This is a genomic window from Rhizobium leguminosarum bv. viciae (assembly GCF_012276115.1).
Classification (GTDB): Bacteria; Pseudomonadota; Alphaproteobacteria; order Rhizobiales; family Rhizobiaceae; genus Rhizobium; species Rhizobium leguminosarum_T.
The window spans coordinates 470,919-492,801 of the sequence record NZ_WIEU01000004.1; the positions used below are offsets into that span (position 1 = coordinate 470,919).

20 protein-coding genes and 1 riboswitch are annotated in these 21,883 nt (G+C 63.3%); of the genes, 19 read left to right on the forward strand and 1 reads right to left on the reverse strand.

The window, feature by feature from the left end:
• Nucleotides 1–231 precede the first annotated feature (231 nt).
• Nucleotides 232–628: riboswitch (cobalamin riboswitch) on the forward strand.
• Between the two features lie 293 nt (nt 629–921).
• From cobU to GFM02_RS10825, 12 genes are all read left to right on the forward strand, one after another.
• Nucleotides 922–1,446, forward strand: a complete 525-nt coding sequence (cobU, locus tag GFM02_RS10770; protein ID WP_168321644.1) for a bifunctional adenosylcobinamide kinase/adenosylcobinamide-phosphate guanylyltransferase — start codon at nt 922–924, stop codon at nt 1,444–1,446.
• A gap of 4 nt (nt 1,447–1,450) precedes the next feature.
• Nucleotides 1,451–2,500 (forward strand): cobalamin biosynthesis protein CobW, encoded by a 1,050-nt coding sequence (gene cobW / locus GFM02_RS10775; protein WP_168321645.1) that lies wholly within the window; start codon nt 1,451–1,453, stop codon nt 2,498–2,500.
• A 4-nt stretch (nt 2,501–2,504) separates the two neighbouring features.
• Entirely contained in the window at nt 2,505–6,677 is a 4,173-nt protein-coding gene (gene cobN / locus GFM02_RS10780; RefSeq protein WP_168321646.1) for a cobaltochelatase subunit CobN, read from the forward strand.
• A gap of 3 nt (nt 6,678–6,680) precedes the next feature.
• Complete coding sequence (cobO, locus tag GFM02_RS10785; protein WP_168264451.1) at nt 6,681–7,316, forward strand: cob(I)yrinic acid a,c-diamide adenosyltransferase; 636 nt, start codon at nt 6,681–6,683, stop codon at nt 7,314–7,316.
• Nucleotides 7,317–7,375: 59 nt separating this feature from the next.
• Nucleotides 7,376–7,795 (forward strand): cobalamin biosynthesis protein, encoded by a 420-nt coding sequence (locus GFM02_RS10790; RefSeq protein ID WP_020050343.1) that lies wholly within the window; start codon nt 7,376–7,378, stop codon nt 7,793–7,795.
• Nucleotides 7,796–7,865: 70 nt separating this feature from the next.
• Complete coding sequence (locus GFM02_RS10795; RefSeq protein WP_168264158.1) at nt 7,866–8,819, forward strand: nucleoside hydrolase; 954 nt, start codon at nt 7,866–7,868, stop codon at nt 8,817–8,819.
• A gap of 205 nt (nt 8,820–9,024) precedes the next feature.
• Nucleotides 9,025–9,864 carry a uroporphyrinogen-III C-methyltransferase gene (gene cobA / locus GFM02_RS10800; RefSeq protein WP_168321647.1) on the forward strand — a complete coding sequence of 280 codons (840 nt, stop codon included), beginning with the start codon at nt 9,025–9,027 and terminating at the stop codon, nt 9,862–9,864.
• The gene (locus GFM02_RS10805) at nt 9,861–11,168 is read left to right on the forward strand and encodes a cobyrinate a,c-diamide synthase (RefSeq protein ID WP_168269920.1); all 1,308 of its coding nucleotides are present in this window, start codon (nt 9,861–9,863) and stop codon (nt 11,166–11,168) included. Before cobA ends, GFM02_RS10805 begins: the two co-directional genes overlap by 4 nt.
• Nucleotides 11,165–12,187 carry a threonine-phosphate decarboxylase CobD gene (cobD, locus tag GFM02_RS10810; protein ID WP_168321648.1) on the forward strand — a complete coding sequence of 341 codons (1,023 nt, stop codon included), beginning with the start codon at nt 11,165–11,167 and terminating at the stop codon, nt 12,185–12,187. Before GFM02_RS10805 ends, cobD begins: the two co-directional genes overlap by 4 nt.
• Nucleotides 12,184–13,164: an adenosylcobinamide-phosphate synthase CbiB gene (cbiB, locus tag GFM02_RS10815; RefSeq protein WP_168321649.1), complete on the forward strand. Its 981-nt coding sequence runs from the start codon at nt 12,184–12,186 to the stop codon at nt 13,162–13,164. Before cobD ends, cbiB begins: the two co-directional genes overlap by 4 nt.
• A gap of 307 nt (nt 13,165–13,471) precedes the next feature.
• Nucleotides 13,472–13,672 (forward strand): ECs_2282 family putative zinc-binding protein, encoded by a 201-nt coding sequence (locus tag GFM02_RS10820; protein ID WP_168306413.1) that lies wholly within the window; start codon nt 13,472–13,474, stop codon nt 13,670–13,672.
• A gap of 139 nt (nt 13,673–13,811) precedes the next feature.
• On the forward strand, nt 13,812–14,240 hold the full coding sequence (locus tag GFM02_RS10825; protein ID WP_168321650.1) for a L,D-transpeptidase: 429 nt from the start codon (nt 13,812–13,814) through the stop codon (nt 14,238–14,240).
• A 9-nt stretch (nt 14,241–14,249) separates the two neighbouring features.
• On the opposite strand, the gene GFM02_RS10830 is transcribed toward GFM02_RS10825, so the two are convergent.
• Nucleotides 14,250–14,972: a Crp/Fnr family transcriptional regulator gene (locus GFM02_RS10830; RefSeq protein WP_168321651.1), complete on the reverse strand. Its 723-nt coding sequence runs from the start codon at nt 14,970–14,972 to the stop codon at nt 14,250–14,252.
• Between the two features lie 432 nt (nt 14,973–15,404).
• Between GFM02_RS10830 and GFM02_RS10835 the strand changes: the two genes are divergently transcribed.
• The 7 genes from GFM02_RS10835 (at nt 15,405) to GFM02_RS10865 (ending at nt 21,871) form a co-directional block, all read left to right on the forward strand.
• Entirely contained in the window at nt 15,405–15,683 is a 279-nt protein-coding gene (locus GFM02_RS10835) for an acyl carrier protein (protein WP_003540486.1), read from the forward strand.
• Between the two features lie 200 nt (nt 15,684–15,883).
• Nucleotides 15,884–16,366: a 3-hydroxyacyl-ACP dehydratase FabZ family protein gene (locus tag GFM02_RS10840; protein ID WP_003540474.1), complete on the forward strand. Its 483-nt coding sequence runs from the start codon at nt 15,884–15,886 to the stop codon at nt 16,364–16,366.
• Entirely contained in the window at nt 16,363–17,568 is a 1,206-nt protein-coding gene (locus GFM02_RS10845; RefSeq protein ID WP_168321652.1) for a beta-ketoacyl-ACP synthase, read from the forward strand. Before GFM02_RS10840 ends, GFM02_RS10845 begins: the two co-directional genes overlap by 4 nt.
• A 12-nt stretch (nt 17,569–17,580) precedes the next feature.
• Nucleotides 17,581–18,867: a beta-ketoacyl-ACP synthase gene (locus tag GFM02_RS10850; RefSeq protein ID WP_003540471.1), complete on the forward strand. Its 1,287-nt coding sequence runs from the start codon at nt 17,581–17,583 to the stop codon at nt 18,865–18,867.
• A gap of 56 nt (nt 18,868–18,923) precedes the next feature.
• On the forward strand, nt 18,924–19,952 hold the full coding sequence (locus GFM02_RS10855; RefSeq protein ID WP_168321653.1) for a zinc-binding dehydrogenase: 1,029 nt from the start codon (nt 18,924–18,926) through the stop codon (nt 19,950–19,952).
• A gap of 4 nt (nt 19,953–19,956) precedes the next feature.
• A complete protein-coding gene (locus GFM02_RS10860) occupies nt 19,957–20,892 on the forward strand; it encodes a lipid A biosynthesis lauroyl acyltransferase (protein WP_168321654.1) in 936 nt (311 codons plus the stop codon).
• A gap of 262 nt (nt 20,893–21,154) precedes the next feature.
• Nucleotides 21,155–21,871, forward strand: coding sequence for a PAS domain-containing protein (locus tag GFM02_RS10865; RefSeq protein ID WP_131619751.1), 717 nt, complete (start codon nt 21,155–21,157; stop codon nt 21,869–21,871).
• The last annotated feature ends 12 nt before the right edge of the window (nt 21,872–21,883 follow it).

The following is a 21,883-nucleotide window of genomic DNA, read 5'->3' on the forward strand; positions in this document are numbered from 1 at the left end:
GGCCCGGTCAAGGGCGAAGGCGCAGTCCGCTTGCGACGCAATTGCGGCGAAAACCCGGCGGGCGGGATAAATATTTGTGACGTAAGTCTCTGATAAATGACGATGTTTTAGGTAGAGTAAGTCGTGTTGGAGCAGGCCATACCGGGTGGCCGTCAACTGGTCGACCGCCGAGCCCGGTTGACTTCACCCCTGCGCTTGCCTAACCATCCCGATAACGGATGGTCGACTGACCATCCTGACATAACGGATGGTTCCGGATCGGTGTTACGCCCTTCCGGATGAAAAGGGAATGTGACGGGGCGGACCCAAGCCGGGCGCCTTCATCACAGCCGACCCCGCGACTGTAGAGCGGTCAGGGTCTTCCATCCGGCACTAAGCCCTTCCGGCTGACAGCTTGCAATAATGCAAGCGGGCGGGACAGGTGGTGTGCCGGAAAAGCCACTGGATATGCATGGTGATCAACCGGGGTCGGACGCCTCTCAAGTCTACGAATCGTCCACCTTTTCACTGATGCGGCCGGGAAGGCGAGGATGATCCGCTGGCACGATCAGGGCGACCGGTTTCCGGTCTGCCCCGATCGCGGCCGATAACCGCGAGCCAGGAGACCTGCCATGCGTGCCGGGCGAGAAGCCTAACCCTGGGCACTATGCCCGTTGCCAGCACGGAGGTTGTCTTGGCTGAACGATTGAATTCGGCGCGGCCTGGTGCGGCGCGACGGAGAGGTGCTTTCCTCTCCTCCCTCATTCCTGTGCTTGTCACAGGAATCCAGTGTGCCCAAGTCCTTGGGCACAGAAGAATCATTTCACGGGGGCATAGAGTCATTCACGGCGCGGACGCGCCGCGGCTGGATTCCTGTGACAAGCACAGGAATGAGGGAAGAGAGTGGGGCGACGCCGCGTTTCTTCTGGAGGCCGCTTGCGCATGACGGACGCTCCTTCCAACGCCACCTTCATCCTGGGCGGCGCACGTTCCGGCAAGTCGCGCTTCGCCGAATCTCTTGTCACCGCGACCGGTCTCGATCGCCACTACCTTGCCACCGGGCGGGCATGGGACGAGGAGATGCAGGCGCGCATTAGACAACACCGTACCGATCGCGGTCCATCCTGGTCGACACATGAAGAGCCGCTCGATCTGGTCGGCAAGCTCGCCGCCATCGACGGCGAGGGGCGCATCGTCCTCGTCGATTGCCTGACGCTCTGGGTCACCAATCTGATGATGGAGGAGCGCGACATGGCGGCGGAATTTGCCGCACTTGCCGATTTCCTGCCGCGGGCGAAAGCGCGGCTCGTTTTCGTTTCCAACGAGGTCGGCCTCGGCATCGTGCCCGACAATCGCATGGCGCGGGATTTTCGCGATCATGCCGGTCGTTTGCACCAATCGATCGCGGCGAAGGCCGCCGAAGTTTATTTCATCGCGGCAGGCCTGCCGCTGAAAATGAAGGGTTAAGTCCATGAACCAGCAAAAAATTCCTGCAACCGTCATCACCGGCTTTCTTGGCGCCGGCAAGACGACGATGATCCGCAACCTGCTCACCAATGCCGGCGGCAAGAAGATTGCGCTGATCATCAACGAATTCGGCGATCTCGGCGTCGACGGCGACGTGCTGAAGGGCTGCGGTGCGGAGAATTGCACCGAGGACGACATTATCGAGCTGACCAATGGCTGCATCTGCTGCACCGTTGCGGACGACTTCATTCCGACGATGACGAAGCTGCTCGAGCGTGAGCAGCGGCCCGACCATATCGTCATCGAGACTTCGGGCCTTGCTTTGCCGCAGCCGCTGGTCGCCGCCTTCAACTGGCCCGACATTCGTACCCAGGTGACCGTCGACGGTGTCATCACGGTGGTCGACAGCGCCGCCGTTGCCGCCGGCCGTTTCGCCGACGACCATGATGCCGTCGATGCGCGCCGCGCCGAGGATGAATCGCTCGATCACGAAAGCCCGATCGAGGAGCTGTTCGAGGATCAGCTGACCTGCGCCGATCTCATCGTGCTCAACAAGACAGACCTGATCGATGCCGCCGGCCTTGTCAGGGTACGCGACGAGGTCGCCTCCCGCACTGTGCGCAAGCCTGTGATGATTGAGGCGCGGAACGGCGAGGTGTCGGCCGGCATCCTGCTCGGCCTTGGCATCGGCACCGAGGACGATGTTGCCAATCGCAAGTCGCATCACGAGCTGGAGCATGAGGATGGTGCGCCGCACGACCATGACGAATTCGACAGCTTCGTCGTTGAGCTCGGACCCATTGCCGATCCGGCCGGCTTCATCGAAGCGCTGAAAGGCATCATTGCCGCCCATGACGTGCTGCGCCTCAAGGGTTTCGTCGATGTCTCGGGCAAGCCGATGCGCCTGCAGCTCCAGGCCGTCGGCAGCCGGATCGACCATTATTTCGACCGCGCCTGGACGTCTGGCGAAAGGCGCGCCACGCGCCTCGTCGTCATCGGCCTGCACGAAATGGATCAGGACGCGGTGAGAGCGGCGATCGAAGCGCTGGCCTAACGCGATGCATCTGCTTCTGGCTCAACAGGGAACGATCAGCGACGGCGACGAGGCAATCGACCTTGGGCAGACGCGGGGCGACATCCTGTTCCTGTCGGCGGCCGACAGCGAGCTTGCCGCGATCGCAACCGCCCATCGTGAGCGCGGGGCGGGGCCTTCGCTCCGGCTCGCCAGCCTGATGAGCCTCAAGCATCCGATGTCGGTCGACACCTATGTCGAGTGCACGGCGCGGCATGCCAAGCTGATCATCGTCCGCGCGCTCGGCGGCGCCAGCTACTTTCATTATGCGCTGGAGGCGCTGCATGCGGCAGCTGCGCGCGCCGGTGCGCTGATCGCGGTGCTGCCGGGTGACGCCAGGCCGGATGCGGGGCTGGTGCCTTTCTCCAACATTCACCTCGACGATCTCAACGCGCTCTGGGCCTATCTGATCGAGGGTGGCGATGCCAACGCGCGGGCCTTTCTCGACTATGCCGAGGCGATGCTGTCTGGCGTGGAGAAGCCGGCTCCGGCCGTGCCTTTGATGAAGGCGGGCATCTGGTGGCCGGGGCGCGGGTTGATCGGGGTTGAGGAGTGGCGGCGGGTTGTTGCGGAGGTGTCTTCGCGCGTGGTGCCCGCCTTATCCGCCGAGCTCGAGATACCCCCCTCTGTCCTGCCGGACATCTCCCCCACAAGGGGGGAGATTGGCAAGTCGCTAAGGCTTCCCAAAAAAGAAACGTTGGAGGCTGCCGCACTTTCGTCCGAAGAGATGGAGCGAGACCTCTCATCCCTGATCTCCCCCCTTGTGGGGGAGATGTCCGGCAGGACAGAGGGGGGTACTACGAACTCGACGCAACAGGCATCTCCCATCGTCGCCATCAGCTTCTACCGCGCCCTCGTCCAAAGCGGCGAGACCGGGCCGATCGAAGCGCTCGTCGAGGCACTGGCCGCACTCGGCCTCCGGCCGCTGCCGGTCTTTGCCTATAGCCTCAAGGATCCGGTTTCGACAGGCATTCTCGAAAGCGTGTTTTCGACGCTGAAACCCGATGTCGTCATCAACACGACGGGCTTTGCGGTCTCGGCACCGGGTGCGGACCGGCAGCCGACGGTGCTGGAAGCGAATGAGGCGATCGTGCTGCAGGCGATCCTGTCGGCCTCGTCGAGGGAGGCATGGCTCTCTTCCTCACAAGGCCTGTCGGCGCGCGATCTCGGCATGAACGTGGCGCTTCCCGAGGTCGACGGCCGGGTGCTGGCGCGGGCGATCTCTTTCAAGACGGCGGCCCGCTACGACGCGCGGGTCGAGACCAATATCGTCGCCAGCCAGGCCGATGCTGGCCGGGTGCGCTTCACGGCGGAGCTTGCCGCCAATTGGGCACGGCTGCGGAAGACTTCCGCCGGCGACCGGCGCATCGCGCTCGTCATGGCGAATTATCCGAACCGCGACGGTCGACTTGGCAACGGCGTCGGCTTGGATACGCCGGCCGGCACCATCGAGGTGCTAAAGGCTATGCGGGCGGCGGGTTATCCGGTCGCCGACATTCCGGCCGACGGCGACGCGCTGATCCGCCACCTGATGGAAGGGCCGACCAATTCCGGTTCCGACGGAAAGATCATCCGCGAGACGCTTTCTCTGAGTCGCTACAACGGCTTCCTGGACTCTCTTCCCAATAAGATTCAGGATGAGGTGAGAGCCCGCTGGGGCAGCCCGCAAGACGATCCGTATTTTCGCGAGGGCGTCTTCGCCCTGCCTTTCGCCCGTTTCGGCGAATTACTCGTCGGCATCCAGCCGGCGCGTGGCTATAATATCGATCCGAAGGAAAGTTATCATTCGCCGGATCTCGTGCCGCCGCACGGCTATCTCGCCTTTTATGCTTTCCTGCGCCGCGAGTTCGGTGCCCATGCCGTCATCCATATGGGCAAACACGGCAATCTCGAATGGCTGCCGGGCAAGGCGCTGGCGCTGTCTGAAAGCTGTTATCCCGAGGCGATCCTCGGGCCGCTGCCGCATCTCTATCCCTTCATCGTCAACGATCCGGGCGAAGGCACCCAAGCCAAGCGCCGAAGTGCTGCGGTCATCATCGACCACCTGACGCCGCCTTTGACGCGGGCCGAGAGTTACGGGCCGCTGAAGGATCTGGAGGCGCTGGTCGACGAATATTATGAAGCATCCGGCGGCGATCCCCGCCGCATCCGTCTGCTCAGCCGTCAGATCCTCGATCTCGTCACCGATATCGGCCTCGACAGGGATGCTGGGATTGCCAAGGGTGAAAGCGAGGGCGAGGCGCTGAAGAAACTCGACGCCTATCTCTGCGACCTCAAGGAAATGCAGATCCGCGATGGGCTGCATGTGTTCGGTGTGTCGCCAGAGGGGCGGCTGCTGACGGACCTCACCGTGGCTTTGGCGCGGGTGCCGCGCGGGCTCGGCGAGGGCGGGGATGCGAGTCTGCAGCGGGCGATTGCGGCGGATGCGGGATTGGGCGCTTTGCCTGTGGCACCCCCCTCTGTCCTGCCGGACATCTCCCCCACAAGGGGGGAGATTGGCAAGTCGCTAAGGCTTCCCAAAAAAGAAACGTTGGAGGCTGCCGCACTTTCGTCCGAAGAGATGGAGCGAGACCTCTCATCCCTGATCTCCCCCCTTGTGGGGGAGATGTCCGGCAGGACAGAGGGGGGTGCCTCCTCCTTCGATCCCCTCGACACCGACATGGCAGCCGTTTGGACCGGTCCACGGCCTGAGATCCTTGCAGATATTCTCGACGCCCCATGGCGCACCAACGGAGACACCGTTGAGCGTATCGAACTGCTGGCGGCGAAATTCGTTTCCGGAGAGATCGAATGCCCCGGGAACTGGAAGGCTACGCAGGCTGTCCTCTCCGAGATCGAAACCCGCCTCAAGCCCTCCATCCTCGCCTGCGGGCTCGCCGAAATTCACGGTCTACTCAACGGGCTCGACGGCCGGTTCGTCGCGCCCGGCCCCTCTGGCGCACCGACGCGCGGGCGGCCTGACGTCTTGCCGACGGGGCGGAATTTCTATTCGGTCGACAGCCGCGCAGTGCCGACGCCCGCTGCCTACGAGCTCGGCTGCAAATCGGCCGAGCTGCTGGTGCGCCGCTATGTGCAGGATCATGGCGAATGGCCGGTTTCCTTCGGGCTGACGGCGTGGGGCACGTCGAACATGCGCACTGGCGGCGACGATATCGCCCAGGCATTGGCGCTGATCGGCGTCAAGCCGCTCTGGGACATGAGTTCACGACGCGTCACCGGCTACGAGATCATTGCGCCGGCGATGTTGCGACGGCCGCGGGTCGACGTGACGCTCAGGATCTCCGGCTTCTTTCGCGATGCTTTTCCCGAGCAGATCGCGCTGTTCGACAAGGCGATCCGCGCCGTCGGCGCGCTGGAGGAGGATGCTGGCGACAATCCCATTGCCGAGCGGATGCGCAGCGAGGCGGCGCGGCTTGCGGCTGCAGGTCTCGACGAAAAGACGGCGGCGCGCCGGGCGGGCTACCGTGTGTTCGGCTCGAAACCTGGCGCTTACGGCGCCGGCCTGCAGGCGCTGATCGACGAAAAAGGCTGGGAGCGGCGCGCCGATCTCGCCGAAGCCTACCTCGTCTGGGGCAGCTATGCCTATGGTGCCGGCGAGGAGGGCAAGGCCGAACGCGGCCTGTTCGAGGAGCGGCTGCGCTCGGTGCAGGCAGTCATTCAGAACCAGGACAATCGCGAGCATGACCTGCTCGACAGCGATGATTATTACCAGTTCGAGGGCGGCATGGCGGCGGCGGCCGAACAGCTCGCCGGCGCGCGCCCTTCGATCTATCACAACGACCATTCCAGACCGGAAAAGCCGGTGATCCGCTCGCTGGAGGAGGAGATCGGCCGCGTCGTGCGCGGCCGCGTCGTCAATCCGAAATGGATATCGGGCGTCATGCGCCACGGCTACAAGGGCGCTGCCGAGATCGCCGCTACGGTCGATTATCTCTTCGCCTTTTCGGCGACGACGGGCGCGGTCGGCGAACACCATTTCGAGGCTGTTTACCAAGCCTTTGTCGCCGATGCCGGCGTGCGCGACTTCATGATCGAGAAGAACCCTGCGGCATTCGACGAAATGAGAGAGCGGCTGTGCGAGGCGATCGACCGCAGCCTCTGGACGCCGCGCAGCAATTCGGCCCGGTTCCACCTGGCTGCAAACAACAGAATGAGGTGAGCTATGAGTGACGAGATTCCGGAAAACGAAACCGGCAAGGATGATGCGCGCCACGCCGAGAAAATGGCGAAGAAGAAGGCCGCGCGCGACAAGATTATGGCCACCAAGACGGATGGCAAGGGGCTGATCATCGTTCATACGGGCAAGGGCAAGGGCAAGTCCTCGGCGGCCTTCGGCATGATCTTCCGCCACATCGCCCATGGCAAGCCGTCTGCCGTCGTGCAGTTCATCAAGGGCGCGATGTGGACCGGCGAGCGCGACCTTATCGAGAAGCATTTCTCCGATCTCTGCCAGTTCCACACGATGGGCGAGGGTTTCACCTGGGAAACGCAGGACCGTGCCCGCGATGTCGCCGCAGCGGCGGCCGCCTGGGAAAAGGCCAAGGAGTTGATCCGCGACGAGCGCAATTCCATGGTGCTGCTCGACGAGATCAATATCGCGCTGCGCTACGACTATCTCGACATCAACGAAGTCGTCGCCTTTCTGAAGAGCGAGAAGCCCCATATGACGCATGTCGTGCTGACGGGGCGCAACGCCAAGGAAGAATTGATCGAAATCGCCGATCTGGTGACCGAGATGGAGCTCGTCAAACACCCCTTCCGCTCCGGCATCAAAGGGCAGCCGGGTGTGGAGTTCTAAACATCCGGGACTTGTTGCTGTCGATAGTGCGCGAAAACCTTGGTGGTGGGGCGTTCATCATGGGTGAAGTGAAATTCGATGCCGTCCGGCGCCTCGTCCTCGGGCTCGGCTGCGAGCGCGGCACGCCGGCACAGGAGGTGTTGGCGCTAGCCGAACAGGCGCTTCGCGAGGCCGGGGTCAGCGGGGAGGCCCTTGCGGCCGTCGCCTCGATCGATAGCCGCACGAACGAGCCCGCGGTGCTTTCAGTCGCCGCCCATTTCTCTGTGCCGGCGGTATTCTTTGCCGCCGGGCGGCTGGAAGAGGAGACGCCGCGGCTCGCGAATCCCTCCGCGATCGTCTTTGCCCGCGTCGGCTGCCATGGGGTCTCCGAGGCAGCTGCGCTGGCGGCTGCGGGGCCGGATGCCGAGCTTGCTGTCGCCAAGATCAAATCTGCACATGCGACGGCGGCAGTGGCACGCAGCGGGTTGCAGAAAGCCTGATCGGCGTTATGTTGGCGCCAATTCGCGGCGCCGTCCGGCAGCCTCACGGTTCACATCTAGAGGATATCTCATGCACAAGGTCATTTATGACACCGACCCTGGCGTCGACGACGCCATGGCGCTTCTCTTCCTGCATCGTCATCCCGAAATCGACCTTCTCGGCATCACCACGGTTTTCGGCAACGCCTCGGTCGAGACGACGACGCGCAATGCGCTCTTCCTCAAGCGCGAATGGAATATTCCGGCACCCGTTTCCAAAGGCGCCAGCGTCACCATCGATTCCTCGCGCGCGGAGCGGCCATGGCCGGCCATGGTGCATGGCGACAACGGCCTCGGCGATATCGACGTGCCGGAGACGGTCGACCTGCCGCTCGATCCGCGGCCGGCGTATCGCTTCATCATCGACACGGTGCGTGCCCATCCGGGCGAGGTACGCCTCGTCGCCGTCGGCCGAATGACCAATCTGGCGCTGGCACTGAGGGAAGACCCCGAGATTGCGACTCTGGTCAAGGACGTCGTCATCATGGGCGGCAACTTCTTTGTGCCGGGCAATGTCTCGCCGGTCGCCGAGGCCAATATCCACGGTGATCCAGAGGCTGCCGACATCGTCATGACCGCGCCCTGGAAAGTCGCCGTCATCGGCCTCGACGTCACCGCAATCACCACCATGAGCCGCAGCTATCTCGGCGAGATGGCGGCTAGGGGCGACAAGGCGGTCAAGCAGCTCGACGCACTCTCGCAGTCCTACATCGATTTCTACAGCCATGCGGTCGAAGACGGCATGATGGTGCATGACAGCTGCGCCTGCGTCTATGCCGTGGTGCCGGAGCTGTTCTCGTCAATATCGGGTGCGGTGCGTGTCGTCTGCGGCGGCATCGCCGATGGCCAGACGATCGTCAGGCCAGATGCACGGCGTTTTCCGCCTGATGACGCCTGGGACGGCTTGCCGAGCCAGATCGTCTGCACCGGCATCGAGTCGGACAGGGTCCTGGACCTCATTCGCAATACACTGCTTGCAGCCTGACAAGCTCGAAGGCCGGCAGCTTGAAGGCTGGCAGCATCGCGGCCGGCCTTCGGGATAATAATGTAATATATTCATTGCGTTGTGCGGGTTCTCCGAGGATTCGAATCCGACGCTTCACAAAGTGAGTCACGATCATCTCAGCAACTTCAAGTGAGGTGACGGGCGCGGCGTTGACCTTGCCCTTTGCGGGGCCTAGATCAGCAACATGATCGATGCCGCATTCTCCCATCTTCCGGCGCTTGAGCCGGGCAGCGTCTGGCTGGTCGGCGCCGGTCCCGGCGATCCCGGGCTTTTGACGCTGCTCGCCGCCAAGGGGCTTTTCGAGGCCGACGTGATCGTCCACGACGCGCTGGTCAACGAGGAATGCCTGGCGCTGGCGCGGCCGGAAACGCTGGTGGAATATGCCGGCAAACGCGGCGGCAAGCCTTCGGCGAAACAGCGCGACATCTCGCTGCGGTTGGTGGAGCTGGCGCGCGCCGGCAAGCGGGTGCTGCGGCTGAAGGGCGGCGATCCCTTCGTGTTCGGGCGCGGCGGCGAGGAGGCGTTGACGCTGGTCGAGCACAATATCCCCTTCCGCATCGTGCCCGGTATCACCGCCGGTATCGGCGGGCTCGCCTATGCCGGCATTCCGGTGACGCATCGCGACATCAACCATGCCGTGACCTTCCTTACCGGCCATGATTCCTCCGGCATCGTGCCCGACAGAATCAACTGGGAGGCGATCGGCCGAGGTTCGCCCGTCATCGTCATGTACATGGCGATGAAACATGTCGCCGAGATCAGCGCCAATCTCATCGCCGCCGGCCGGCTGCCGACCGAGCCCGTCGCCTTCGTCTGTAATGCCGCGACCGGCCGGCAGCAGGTGCTGGAGACGACGCTTGGAGAGGCGACGGAGGCCGTTGCCGCCTCCGGCCTGGAGCCGCCGGCCGTGGTCGTCGTCGGCGAGGTGGTGCGGCTCAGGGCCTCGCTCGATTGGCTCGGCGCTCTCGGCGGGCGCCGCCTGCAACCCGATCCGTTCCGCCGGTCAGGCAAGGTGACGGCATGAGCGGCCTCCTGATCGCAGCACCTTCCTCCGGCGCCGGCAAGACGACGGTGACGCTTGGGTTGCTCCGGGCGCTGCGCCGGCGCGGCATCGCGGTCGCGCCCGGCAAGGCCGGCCCTGACTATATCGATCCCGCCTTCCATGCGGCAGCGAGCGGCACGCTCTGCCTGAATTTCGATCCCTGGGCGATGCGCCCGGAGTTGATCTCGGCCAATGCCGCCCTTCACCGTTCCGGCGACCGCATCCTCGTCATCGAGGCGATGATGGGGCTTTTCGACGGCGCGGCCGACGGAAAGGGAACGGCGGCCGAACTCGCCGCCCAACTGGGGCTTTCCGTGGTGCTCGTCGTCGACGCCTCGCGCATGTCGCAATCGGTGGCGCCGCTGGTTGCCGGTTTTGCCGGCTTCCGCGCCGATGTCCGCGTCGCCGGCGTCATCCTCAACAAGGTCGGCAGCGAACGGCACGAGGCGATGCTGCGACAGGCGCTGGAGGCCATCCGCATGCCCGTCATCGCAGTCATCGGCAGCGACAAAGGGCTTTCCCTGCCGGAACGTCATCTCGGGCTCGTCCAGGCCGGCGAACATGCGACGCTCGACAACTTCATCGACCATGCGGCGGATGCGGTCTCCGAGGAATGCAATTTCGAATTCCTGCTGCGCATTGCAAAGCAGGGGCTCAATCGGCCGTCGGCCGCCAATATCGACCGGCTGCCGCCGCTGGGCGCACGCATCGCCGTGGCGCGCGATGTCGCCTTTGCCTTTTCCTACGAGCATATGCTGCTCGGCTGGCGCCGCCGAGGTGCTGCGATCTCCTTCTTCTCGCCGCTCGCCGACGAGGCGCCGGCTTTGGATGCCGACGCGATCTATCTGCCCGGCGGTTATCCCGAGCTGCATGCCGGACGGCTCGCCGAGGCGCAGAATTTCCGCGCCGGCATGCTCGATGCGGCAGCGCGGGACATCCGGATCTATGGCGAGTGCGGCGGCTACATGGTGCTTGGCGACGGGTTGATCGACGCGGAGGGGCAGCGCCATCAGATGCTCGGCCTGCTGCCCGTCGTCACCAGCTATGCCGAGCGCAAGCGCCATCTCGGCTATCGCCGTGTTGTGCCGCTCGACGGCGCCTTTTTCGCGCGGATGATGACGGCACATGAATTCCACTATTCTACCGTCGTCTCCGAGGGTGAGGGGAAGCGGCTGTTTGCGACGCAAGATGCGCTCGGAACCGATCTGGGTGCTGCCGGGCTCCGGCGCGACCAGGTAGCGGGCTCCTACATGCATCTGATCGATCTGGCCGGAGCTGCCGGATGAGCGCACCGATCGCCCATGGCGGCGGCATCACCGCCGCTGCCGCCGCCTTCGGCGGCAGGCAGGAAGACTGGCTTGATCTTTCCACAGGCATCAACCCGTGCCCCGTCGCTCTGCCGGATATTCCGGCAAGAGCCTGGCATCGCCTGCCGGACCGGCATCTTTTTGATGAGGCAAGGCGTGCAGCGCGTGACTACTATGGCAGCGGTGAGATCCTGCCGCTGCCGGTGCCAGGTACGCAGTCGGTCATCCAGCTTCTGCCGCGTCTCGTTGATCCGAGCGGACGGATCGCCGTGACGGACAACAGGGTCGCCGTGATATCGCCGACCTACGGCGAATATGCCCGCGCCTTCGCCTCTGCGGGTTTTGCCGTCGATGCGGTCGGCGATATTGCCGCGATCGGCGGTGGGCATCGGTTGGCTATCGTCGTCAATCCCAACAATCCCGATGGGCTGATATGGCCGATCGAAACGCTGATCGCCCTGCATGACAGGATGAAGGCAGCGGACGGGATTCTCGTCGTCGATGAGGCCTTCGGCGATACTGATCCGGCGCCGAGCCTAACATCCCGTGCGCCGCAGCTTTCCAACCTCGTCATCTTTCGCTCCTTCGGCAAGTTCTTCGGGCTTGCTGGCCTGCGGCTCGGTTTTGCGATTGCGCGGGACGATATTCTTGCGCGTTTCGACGACTGGCTCGGCCCCTGGGCGGTCTCCGGCCCGGCTCTTTCGATTGCAGGTTCGCTGCTGCGCTCGGACGTTTCTCCGATTCGCGGCTGCATCGATGAGCGCTGCGCCGGCCTGCATACCGTGCTGAAGGGCGCCGGGTTGCAGATTTCAGGAGGGACGGCACTCTTCACCCTTGTCGCCGATGCGAGGGCCGGCGACATTTACACGCATCTCTGCCGCCATCATATTCTCGTCCGCAAGTTCGACTATGCGCCGGATTGGCTGCGTTTCGGGCTGACGCCTGACCCGGCGGCAGACAGGCGGCTTGGCGAAGCCCTTCAGAGATTTGAGCGATGACGATCGACGAAAACCTTCTCGTACTGCTGCTGGCGCTGCTGCTTGACCGTATCGCCGGCGATCCGCAATGGCTGTGGTCGCGGATGCCACATCCCGTCGTCATTTTCGGTGCAGCGATCTCCTATGCCGACCAGCAGCTCAACCCGGCAAGCCTCACGGGCTCGCAACGCCGAATGAACGGTATCGCCGCCATCATGGCGCTGCTTCTTTTGGCGGTGGCCGCAGGCTTCGTGTTCAACCGGTTCTTCGCGCTGTTCGGCCTTGCCGGCATCTTGCTGGAGACCGGGCTGGTGGCGATCTTCCTGGCGCAGAAAAGCCTTGCCGATCACGTCGCGGCCGTCGCCGTCGCCTTACGCGACGAGGGGCTTGCCGGCGGGCGGACCGCCGTTTCCCGCATCGTCGGACGCGATCCCGAGACGCTGGACGAGCCAGCCGTCTGCCGCGCGGCGATCGAAAGCCTTGCCGAGAATTTCTCCGACGGCGTCGTGGCGCCGGCGCTCTGGTATGCCGTCTTCGGCCTGCCAGGGCTCTTCGCCTACAAGATGCTGAACACGGCGGATTCGATGATCGGCCACAAGTCGGAAAAATACATCGACTTCGGCTGGGCCGCCGCCCGCCTCGACGATATCGCCAACTGGCCGGCCGCCCGGCTCTCCATCCTGCTGATTGCCGCCGGCGCCTGGATCCGGCGGGGAACAAGCGCCGGGCGCGAGGCGATCCGGGTGGCGATGCGCGACGGGGCCTTGCACCGCTCGCCGAATTCCGGCCGGCCGGAGGCGGCCATGGCCGGCGCGCTGAATGTCCAGCTCGCCGGGCCGCGCATCTATGGCGGCGTCATCGTGCGTGAACCAATGATCAACGACGCCGGCCGCGACGTCGCGACCTCAGGCGACGTCGAGGACGGCGTATCGGTGTTCTATGCCAGCTGCATGGTGCTCGCCGGTGTGACGTTCGGGCTATTTTTGTGTTTTCTGTAGTTTGATCCATGAGGCGGGATGTAGGGTTGTGCCGTGCGGCTACCCCCCTCTGCCCTGCCGGGCATCTCCCCCACAAGGAGGGAGATCGGCAGGAGGTTGGATCGTCGGTCACTTTCTGCCGGCAAAGAATGGCAATGCCGTCGTTGTTTGGGGAAACCGTTGCGTCCATCCAATCTCCCCCTTGTGGGGGAGATGCCCGGCAGGGCAGAGGGGTGCGACACGACACACCCACGCTCCCCGATAGACAATTCCCACTCAACCGTTTATGCGAAACGCCTCATATCTCCACCAGACCGGAAGCAGAGCGATGACAGTTCAGATTGAATTACCGTGCCCGAAATGCAAGAGCACCAAGATGAAGTTCGAGCGTCCCGAGATCCGGGAGACCGACATCATCACCTGTGCCGCCTGCGGCCATAATCTCGGCACCATGGCCTCGATCCGCGAGAAGATGAACAAGGCCTACCAAGGGCTCAATCAGGCTGGGGCGAAGCGCAAGCTTCAATAAGCCTGCGGCGCACCCGCTTGCTGCCATGCGCCGTTAAAATTGTGATTACCATTCGGATTAAAGCAATCTAATAAGTATTGCCGTAGTCTCTCTTTCGTGAGGGCGCAATTAAGCTGCGTGTGTTCGAAGAGGGGCTATGATGAAGACGATTTTGGCGGCTGCGGCCGCAAGTTTATTGCTGCAGTTTTCTCCTGTTGCCGCTCAGGCAGCAACGCTGATCGCCAATATCAGCATCGGCAAGCAGACGATGACTGTTTCCGAGAACGGCTTCGTCAAGTATCGCTGGAAGGTTTCGACTGCGCGCAACGGCTATGTCACGCCGACCGGTTCGTGGAGCGCCAAGTGGCTGTCGCGTGATCACCGCTCCAGGAAATACGACAATGCGCCGATGCCGTATGCTGTGTTCTTCAACGGCGGTTATGCCGTTCACGCCACCTTCGACCTGAAGCGCCTGGGCCGGCCGGCCTCGCATGGCTGTGTTCGCCTGCATCCGGACAATGCCGCCCAGTTCTTCTCGCTGACGCGGCAGGCCGGCCTTGCCAATACCCGCGTGGTCATTACGCGCTAACCGAACGGGTTATGCGCTGATCATCCGTTCCAGCTCATCCATGTCATGGACGACGATATGCCGGTTGTTCTCGATGCGGATCACGCCCCGCTTGCGCAGCTTGGTCATCTGGCGGCTGACGGTTTCGATCGTCAGCCCCAGGAAATCGGCGATCTCGGCGCGGGAGAGCGGCAGGTCGAAGGCGGTGCTCGTGGGCGTCTGCGGTTCGGCATGGGTGGCGATGAGGTGGAGCAGGCTTGCGACCTTTTCCTGCGCGGTGCGCCGGCCGAGCGTCAGCATCCATTCGCGCGCGGCATCCAGTTCCCGCAACGCCTGACCGTGCAGGCTGCGCTGCAGTTCCGGTGTCTCCAATATCATGCGGTCCAGCAGGTTGCGCGGGAAGACGCAGATTTCGGCATCGGTCGCGGCTTCCGCCGAGAGCGTGCTTTCGCGCACGAAGGGCCTGCCGACGAAATCGGGGGCGAATTGCAGGCCGACGATCTGCTGGCGCCCGTCCGGCATGACTTTGCAGAGCTTCACCACGCCGCACATGATATTCGAATAGAACGAGCTTTCCGAGCTTTGAGCGATGATCTCGCCGCCGGCATCGACCTTGCGGCGCAGCGAGTGGCGGCCGAGGTCCTTCAATTGAAGGCTCGACAGTACGCCGCAAACGACGCCGTGCCGCGCCTGGCAGGAACGGCAGGCGACGGGGATGCCAACCTCGATAACCCCACTGTGTGCGACGTCCATACCCTGATCCCTTCGAAATCCGCGTGTGCCGGGCGTAGCTGCGCATGCCAGGCATACCGTAGACGATTACGCCGCGATTGCGGGTTCGGCTATCCCGATTTCTTCCAGCGCGGCTTGATGATTATCAATTTCGCCGGGATTGCGATTTGATCCAGATCAAAGTTTCCGTGCCCTGGCTGTTGTTGGAAGCGCCTGCGCCGAGAAGAGGCCGTCCGCGGGTTTGATTCGGATGGCTTCTTCGCCCCGCCGACAGGGCGGGCTTTCTAAAGCGGCACGGCCTCGCGCCTTGCGTGATGGCAAAGGCCGGCATTCCATTGCTGTTTAGGCAACACCCAGCCGGCAAATTGCCGCAGCGCCGGGACGAAAGCATTGGCTTTTGAAAAGGATTTGCCTATGAGGGGGTTTAAATCGTCATTTCATGAGGTACAGCGCGTGACCGCTACATTCGATAAAGTTGCCGACATTATTGCAGAAACCAGCGAGATCGACCGCGCGACGATCACGCCGGAGAGCCATACGATCGACGACCTCGGTATCGACAGCCTCGATTTCCTCGACATCGTCTTTGCGATCGACAAGGAATTCGGCATCAAGATCCCGCTCGAGAAGTGGACGCAGGAAGTCAACGAAGGCAAGGTTTCCACCGAAGAATACTTCGTGCTGAAGAACCTCTGCGCCAAGATCGACGAGCTCAAAGCAGCCAAGGCCTGAGCGCCATAAAAGTCTTTTTTGAACGCCCTGCCGCCCTGAATATGGCGGCCGGGCGGTTTCGTTCCTAACTAGTGCATGCCGCCCAAAAGTGCGCAGCGGTTTTGGGCGGCATGCATAAAAACAAAGACCTAAAGTGCGAACCAGACGCGCTTTAGGCGTCACCGGCGGGCGGATCTGGCCTGTCGGGCCGGAGGATCCGAATGCTGCTGGAATATTTCCAGATGATTGACCGCGTCGAAGCGGTGGACCTGAAGAAGGGCACGCTTAAGGCGCGATCCGTCGTGCCGGCGAAGAGCCCCGTCTTCGAGGGTCATTTCCCCGGCATGCCGCTCGTTCCCGGCGTGCTGCTGATCGAGACCATGGCCCAGGCCTCCGGCATGCTGGTGCTTGCCGTCACCAATTTTGCCGCCATGCCCTTCCTGATGACCGTCGACGGCGCCAAGATGCGCACTTTCGTCGAACCGGAAGCCGTGCTCGACATCGAGGCGGTGCTGGAGCATGACGGTTCGGGTTTCGCGGTCACCAAGGCTAAAATCACCAGCGGCGGCAAGAAGGTCTGCGATGCGCAGCTGAAACTGCGCACCATGCCGTTTTCCGAGGTGCCGCTCGGCGATATCGTGAAGAAACGTGCCGGCGAGATCGGGCTTCTCGAAGCGATCGCGGCGCAGGGAGTGATTGGATGAGCAAGGCTGCAAACGACGTCGTTATCTCGGGCATCGGCATCGTCACCTGTCAGGGCGTCGGCAAGGATGCGCATATCGCGCTGCTTTCGGCCGCGAGCACGCCGAAGGCGATTGTCGAGACCGAAAAGTTCAAGCCCTATCCGGTGCATCCGCTGCCCGAGATCGACTGGTCGCAGCAGATCGCCAAGCGCGGCGATCAACGCCAGATGGAGAACTGGCAGCGCATCGGCGTCTTCGCCGCCGGCCTTGCGCTCGACGATGCCGGCTTCAAGGATGATATCGAAGCCTGCGGCACGATGGACATGATCGTGGCGGCCGGCGGCGGCGAGCGCGACATCAATGTTGACACACTGATCGTCGACGAAGCGCTGAAGCGCAATGACCGCGAGTTGCTGCTCAACGAGAAGTTGACGACCGAGCTGAGGCCGACACTGTTCCTCGCCCAGCTTTCCAACCTGCTCGCCGGTAACATCTCGATCGTGCACAAGGTCACCGGCTCGTCGCGTACCTTCATGGGCGAGGAAGCGGCCGGCATATCCGCCGTCGAGACCGCCTTCTACCGCATCAAATCAGGCGAATCCTCGCATGCGCTTGTTGGAGGCGCCTTCGCGGCCGAGCGGCCTGACATGATCCTGCTCACCGAAGCGATCGGCGCCCATGCGCGCGGCGACTGGGTGCCGCTCTGGTCGCGCAGGCCGAGCGACGGCGGCGGCATGATCACCGGTTCGGCAGGCGCCTTCCTGGTGTTGGAATCGCGCCAACACGCTAGAGCCCGCGGCGCCCATATCTATGCTGTCATCGACGCGGTCGAGGGCGACCGCGGCAACCGCAATTCCGGCAATCTCGAAGTTCGGCTGGAGCGGCTTTTGGCGCCGGCTGCCGGGCTTGCCACTGAGAGCACGGCGATCTTTTCCGGATCGACCGGCATGCACGATCTTGCCGCCCGCGAGCGGGCGGTGCTCGAACATCAATTACCCGACGTCGCGATCCGCGGCTTCGGCGGCGTCACCGGCCATACGATCGAGACGCAGTTCACGCTGGGTCTGGCGCTTGCCGCCCTTGCCGTCGACGGCAAGGCCAAGGTTCCGCCGTTCGACGCCGCCCATGAGGCGCCCATGCGGGCAGGGGCCACGGCCGCCGTCGTGACAACGGTCGGACACCAGCGCGGCGAGGGCGTCGCCGTTCTTTCCGCAGATGCGTGAGGAGTGAGAGATATGACAGCTTCCGCTTATAGAGATCACCTCGGCCGTCCGATCGTGGCTGTTACCGGCATGGGCATCATCACCTCGCTCGGTCAGGGCCTCAGCGATAACTGGGCAGCGCTTTCGTCAGGCACGTCGGGCATCCACGAGATCAACCGATTCCCGACCGAGGGCCTGTCGACGCGGATCGCCGGCACCGTCGATTTTATCGGTATCCCGGTGCCGAACGCCGTCGAGCGCTCCTATGCCTTTGCCCGCGAAACGACGATCGAGGCGCTTGCCGATGCCGGCCTGTCCGGCGATTTCAACGGCCCGCTGTTTCTCGCCGCCCCGCCGATCGAGCCGGAGTGGAGCGCGCGCTTCGAGCTTGCCGACCGTTCGCCGGCTTCCGACCATCCAGGGGATGCCTATGAGCGCTTCCTGACCGCGCTGCGTCAGCGTCCGGATCCGGCCTTCCATGAGGCGGCCCTGTTCGGTGCGATTTCCGAGCGCCTTGCCGACCGGTTCGGCACCCGCGGCCTTCCCGTCACGCTGTCGACCGCCTGCGCCTCTGGCGTCACGGCGATCCAGCTCGGCATCGAGGCGATCCGCCAAGGCCGCACCGATCGCGCACTGACGGTCGCGACCGACGGATCGTTGAGTGCCGAAGCGCTGATCCGCTTCTCGTTGCTGTCAGCTCTTTCGACGCAGAACGATCCGCCGACCAAGGCTTCCAAGCCGTTCAGCAAGGATCGCGACGGCTTCGTCATCGCCGAAGGTGCTGCGACCCTGGTGCTGGAATCGCTGGAATCGGCGGTTGCCCGCGGCGCCAAGGTGCTCGGCATCATGAAGGGCGCCGGCGACAAGGCCGACAGCTTCCACCGCACCCGGTCGTCGCCCGATGGCGGCCCGGCAATTGCGACGATCCGCGCGGCCCTTGCCGATGCCGGCATCGACGAGAGCGGCATCGGCTACATCAATGCGCACGGCACCTCGACGCCGGAGAACGACAAGATGGAGTATGGCGCGATGTCGGCCGTGTTCGGCGATCGGCTCGTCGGCATTCCGGTGTCGTCCAACAAGTCGATGATCGGCCATACCCTGACGGCGGCAGGCGCCGTCGAGGCGGTGTTCTCGCTGCAGACGATGCTGACCGGGACGCTGCCGCCGACGATCAACTATAACAACCCCGATCCGTCGATCGTTCTGGATGTCGTGCCGAACAAGAAGCGGGAAGCCCAGGTTTCAGCCGTGCTTTCCAACTCCTTCGGCTTCGGCGGGCAGAATGCCAGCCTTGTCATGGCGCTCGAACCGGCTTAAGCGGTTCGCGACAATTTCAAAACAAGAAGACCGTCTTGAAGGCGAGGGATTTTGCCATGCGCGCTTTGCAACTGATCGATGACCGCAAGCTTGAGATCACCGACCTGCCGGAACCGGACGCTCCTGGTGCCGGCGAGGTGACGCTGCGCGTCAAGGCGGTGGCGCTCAACCATATCGACGTCTGGGGCTGGCGCGGCATGGCATTCGCCAAGCGCAAGATGCCGCTGGTCATCGGTGCGGAAGCTTCTGGCGTCGTCGAGGCCATCGGGCCGGGCGTCGCCAACGTGCTGCCGGGCCAACTCGTCGCGATCTACGGCGCGCGCACCTGCGGCCTCTGCCGCCCCTGCCGCGAAGGCCGCGACAATCTCTGCGAACATGTCTCCGGCGTGCACGGCTTCCATCTCGACGGCTTCGCGCAGGAGAAGGTCAACCTGCCGGCGCGCCTGCTGGTGCCGGCCCCTCCCGGTGTCGACGCGATCGGCGCGGCGCTTGCTCCCGTCACCTTCGGCACGGTCGAGCACATGCTGTTCGACAATGCCAAGCTTGAGCCGGGCGAGACGATCCTTGTCCATGCCGGCGGCTCCGGCATCGGCACGGCGGCGATCCAGCTTGCCAAGAAGATCGGCTGCACCGTCATCACCACGGTCGGTTCGGACGACAAGATCGAAAAGGCCAAGGCGCTCGGCGCTGATCACGTCATCAACTACCGCACCGACCGTTTCGAAGGCGTGGTGCGCAAGCTCACCAAGAAGAAGGGCGTCGACGTCGTCTTCGAACATGTCGGCAAGGACACCTGGGCAGGCTCGATGCTCTGCATGAAGCGCGGCGGGCGCCTCGTCACCTGCGGCTCGACCTCGGGTGTTTCGACAGAGATGAACCTGATGATGCTGTTCCAGCAACAGCTGAAGCTCTTCGGCTCCTTCGGCTGCCGCATGGAGAACATGGCGGATGCGATGCAAAAGATGGGCAGCGGGCTCGTCCATCCCGTCATCGATACCGAGGTCAGCTTCAGCGATATCGACCGGGCGCTGGAGCGGATGGAATCGCGCCAGATCTTCGGCAAGATCATCCTGAAGATGGACTGACCGCGTGAAGCTCTTCATCACCCGGATCGTTCTGGCGCTGAGGAATTTTCAGCAATGGTTGGTGGCTCAGATGATGTTCGGCTTCCTGAATTTCCTGAAGCTGTTTCCGGCCGATGGCGCGATCCGCTTCGCCGACAGGATGATGCGCCGCCTCGGTCGGCTGACCAGCCGCCACAGACTGATGCTGACCAATCTGCGCAATGCCTTCCCTGACAAGAGCGAGGCCGAGATCGAGGAGATCGCGCTCGGCAGCTGGGGCAATATGGGCCGGCTTGCGGCCGAATACGTCTTCCTCGATCAGCTGTTCGACTATGATCCTGAAAAGGCGGAGCCGGGCAGGGTGGAGGTGTCGGGCGTCCCGATCTTCCTCGACCTGCGCGACAATCCGCGCCCCTTCATCGTCTTTACCGGCCATACCGCCAATTTCGAGCTGCTGCCGGTGGCGGGTGCCGCCTTCGGGCTCAACGTCACCGTGCTCTTTCGTCCACCGAATAATCCTTATGTCGCCAAGAAGGTGTTCGACTTCCGGAGCGCCCGCATGGGCAAGCTGGTGCCTTCGCATGCAGGCTCGTCCTTCGCGCTCGCCCGTCAGCTGGAAGCAGGCCAGGGGGTGGGCGTGCTGGTCGATCAGAAATTCCGCAAGGGACTGAAGGGCACCTTCTTCGGGCGCGATGTCAAGACCAATCCGTTGTTGCCGAAGCTGGTGCGCCAGTTCGACTGCGAAGTCTATCCGGCGCGCTGCATCCGGCTGCCGGGAAATCGCTATCGGCTGGAAATCGAGCCGCGGCTGAACATGCCGCGCGACGCCAAGGGCAATCTCGACCTGCCGGCCGCCGCCCAGCTGCTCAACGACAAGGTGGAAAGCTGGGTACGGGAATATCCGGAGCAGTGGCTCTGGTATCACGACCGCTGGCAGATCAAGCAGACGATCGCGCCTTAGAATAGGATGCTCCAAACGAATAGTTGGAGCATGATGTCGCCCGAAAACCGCTCACACTTTTCGGCATCACACTCAAAAAAGGTCCACCCCCATTTATCAGCGGTGAAAAGCGGCAGGTGCTCTCGGATTGAAACTGAGGGCGCTTCATGTTACCCGTCACCACCAAGGCGCGAATAATGTCTACCGGAAGGCGCATTTTTGGGAAATGCGGCCATGTGAGGTTTCGGACTCGTCTCTTGGCACAATGGGAGTGGGAGGCGTCTTGCTGGAGCTTTTTCGAGCTTTTTCTTTGCGTTGCGTGCAAATCGAGGAAGCCATACGCCTGGGCGACGACCAGCGCGTCACGGCGCTCGACCGTCATGTCGAGCCGCTGGTTGAGGCAATCCTCGCCTGCCGGGCAGCCAATCTGCTCGAAGTCTACATGCAGCTGCAGTTCGTGAGCCACCTGATCAGCCAGGATGCCGACGATAGCGCCAGCGTCACGGAGCATACGTCGGTGCTTTCCTATCTGCTCGACCGCTATTTCGGGGCGCATGGGCCGGACTGGCGCGTGCCTTCTCCGCAGGATGTGCGCATAGAGCCGCCGCCGGCCTATGTGCCGGATACCGACAATGGCCAGTTCCTCAACGCGGCGATCCTCGAAAGTCTGCCGGATCGCGTGGCGGTGCTGACAAGGGACTATCGCTACCTCTATTCCAATCCAGCCAACAGCGCCCATCTCAACAGGAAGCCAATGGAACTCATCGGCCGCCACCTTTCCGAATTCATCGGCGAGGAGCGGTTTGCCGAATGCGCCAAGCACAAGCTCGACGCCTGTTTTGCCGGCGACCAGATCGACTATACCTATGAGCGCTCGGACGGCAGCGGCGGGTCGCGGCAGGTGCGCTGTCGTATGTCGCCGCTACGCGATGCGGGCGGCACGGTGATCGGCGCCCTGCTCGTCATGGAAGATCTCGACCGGCTGTCGCAGGCTGCCTGATCAATAGGCTTG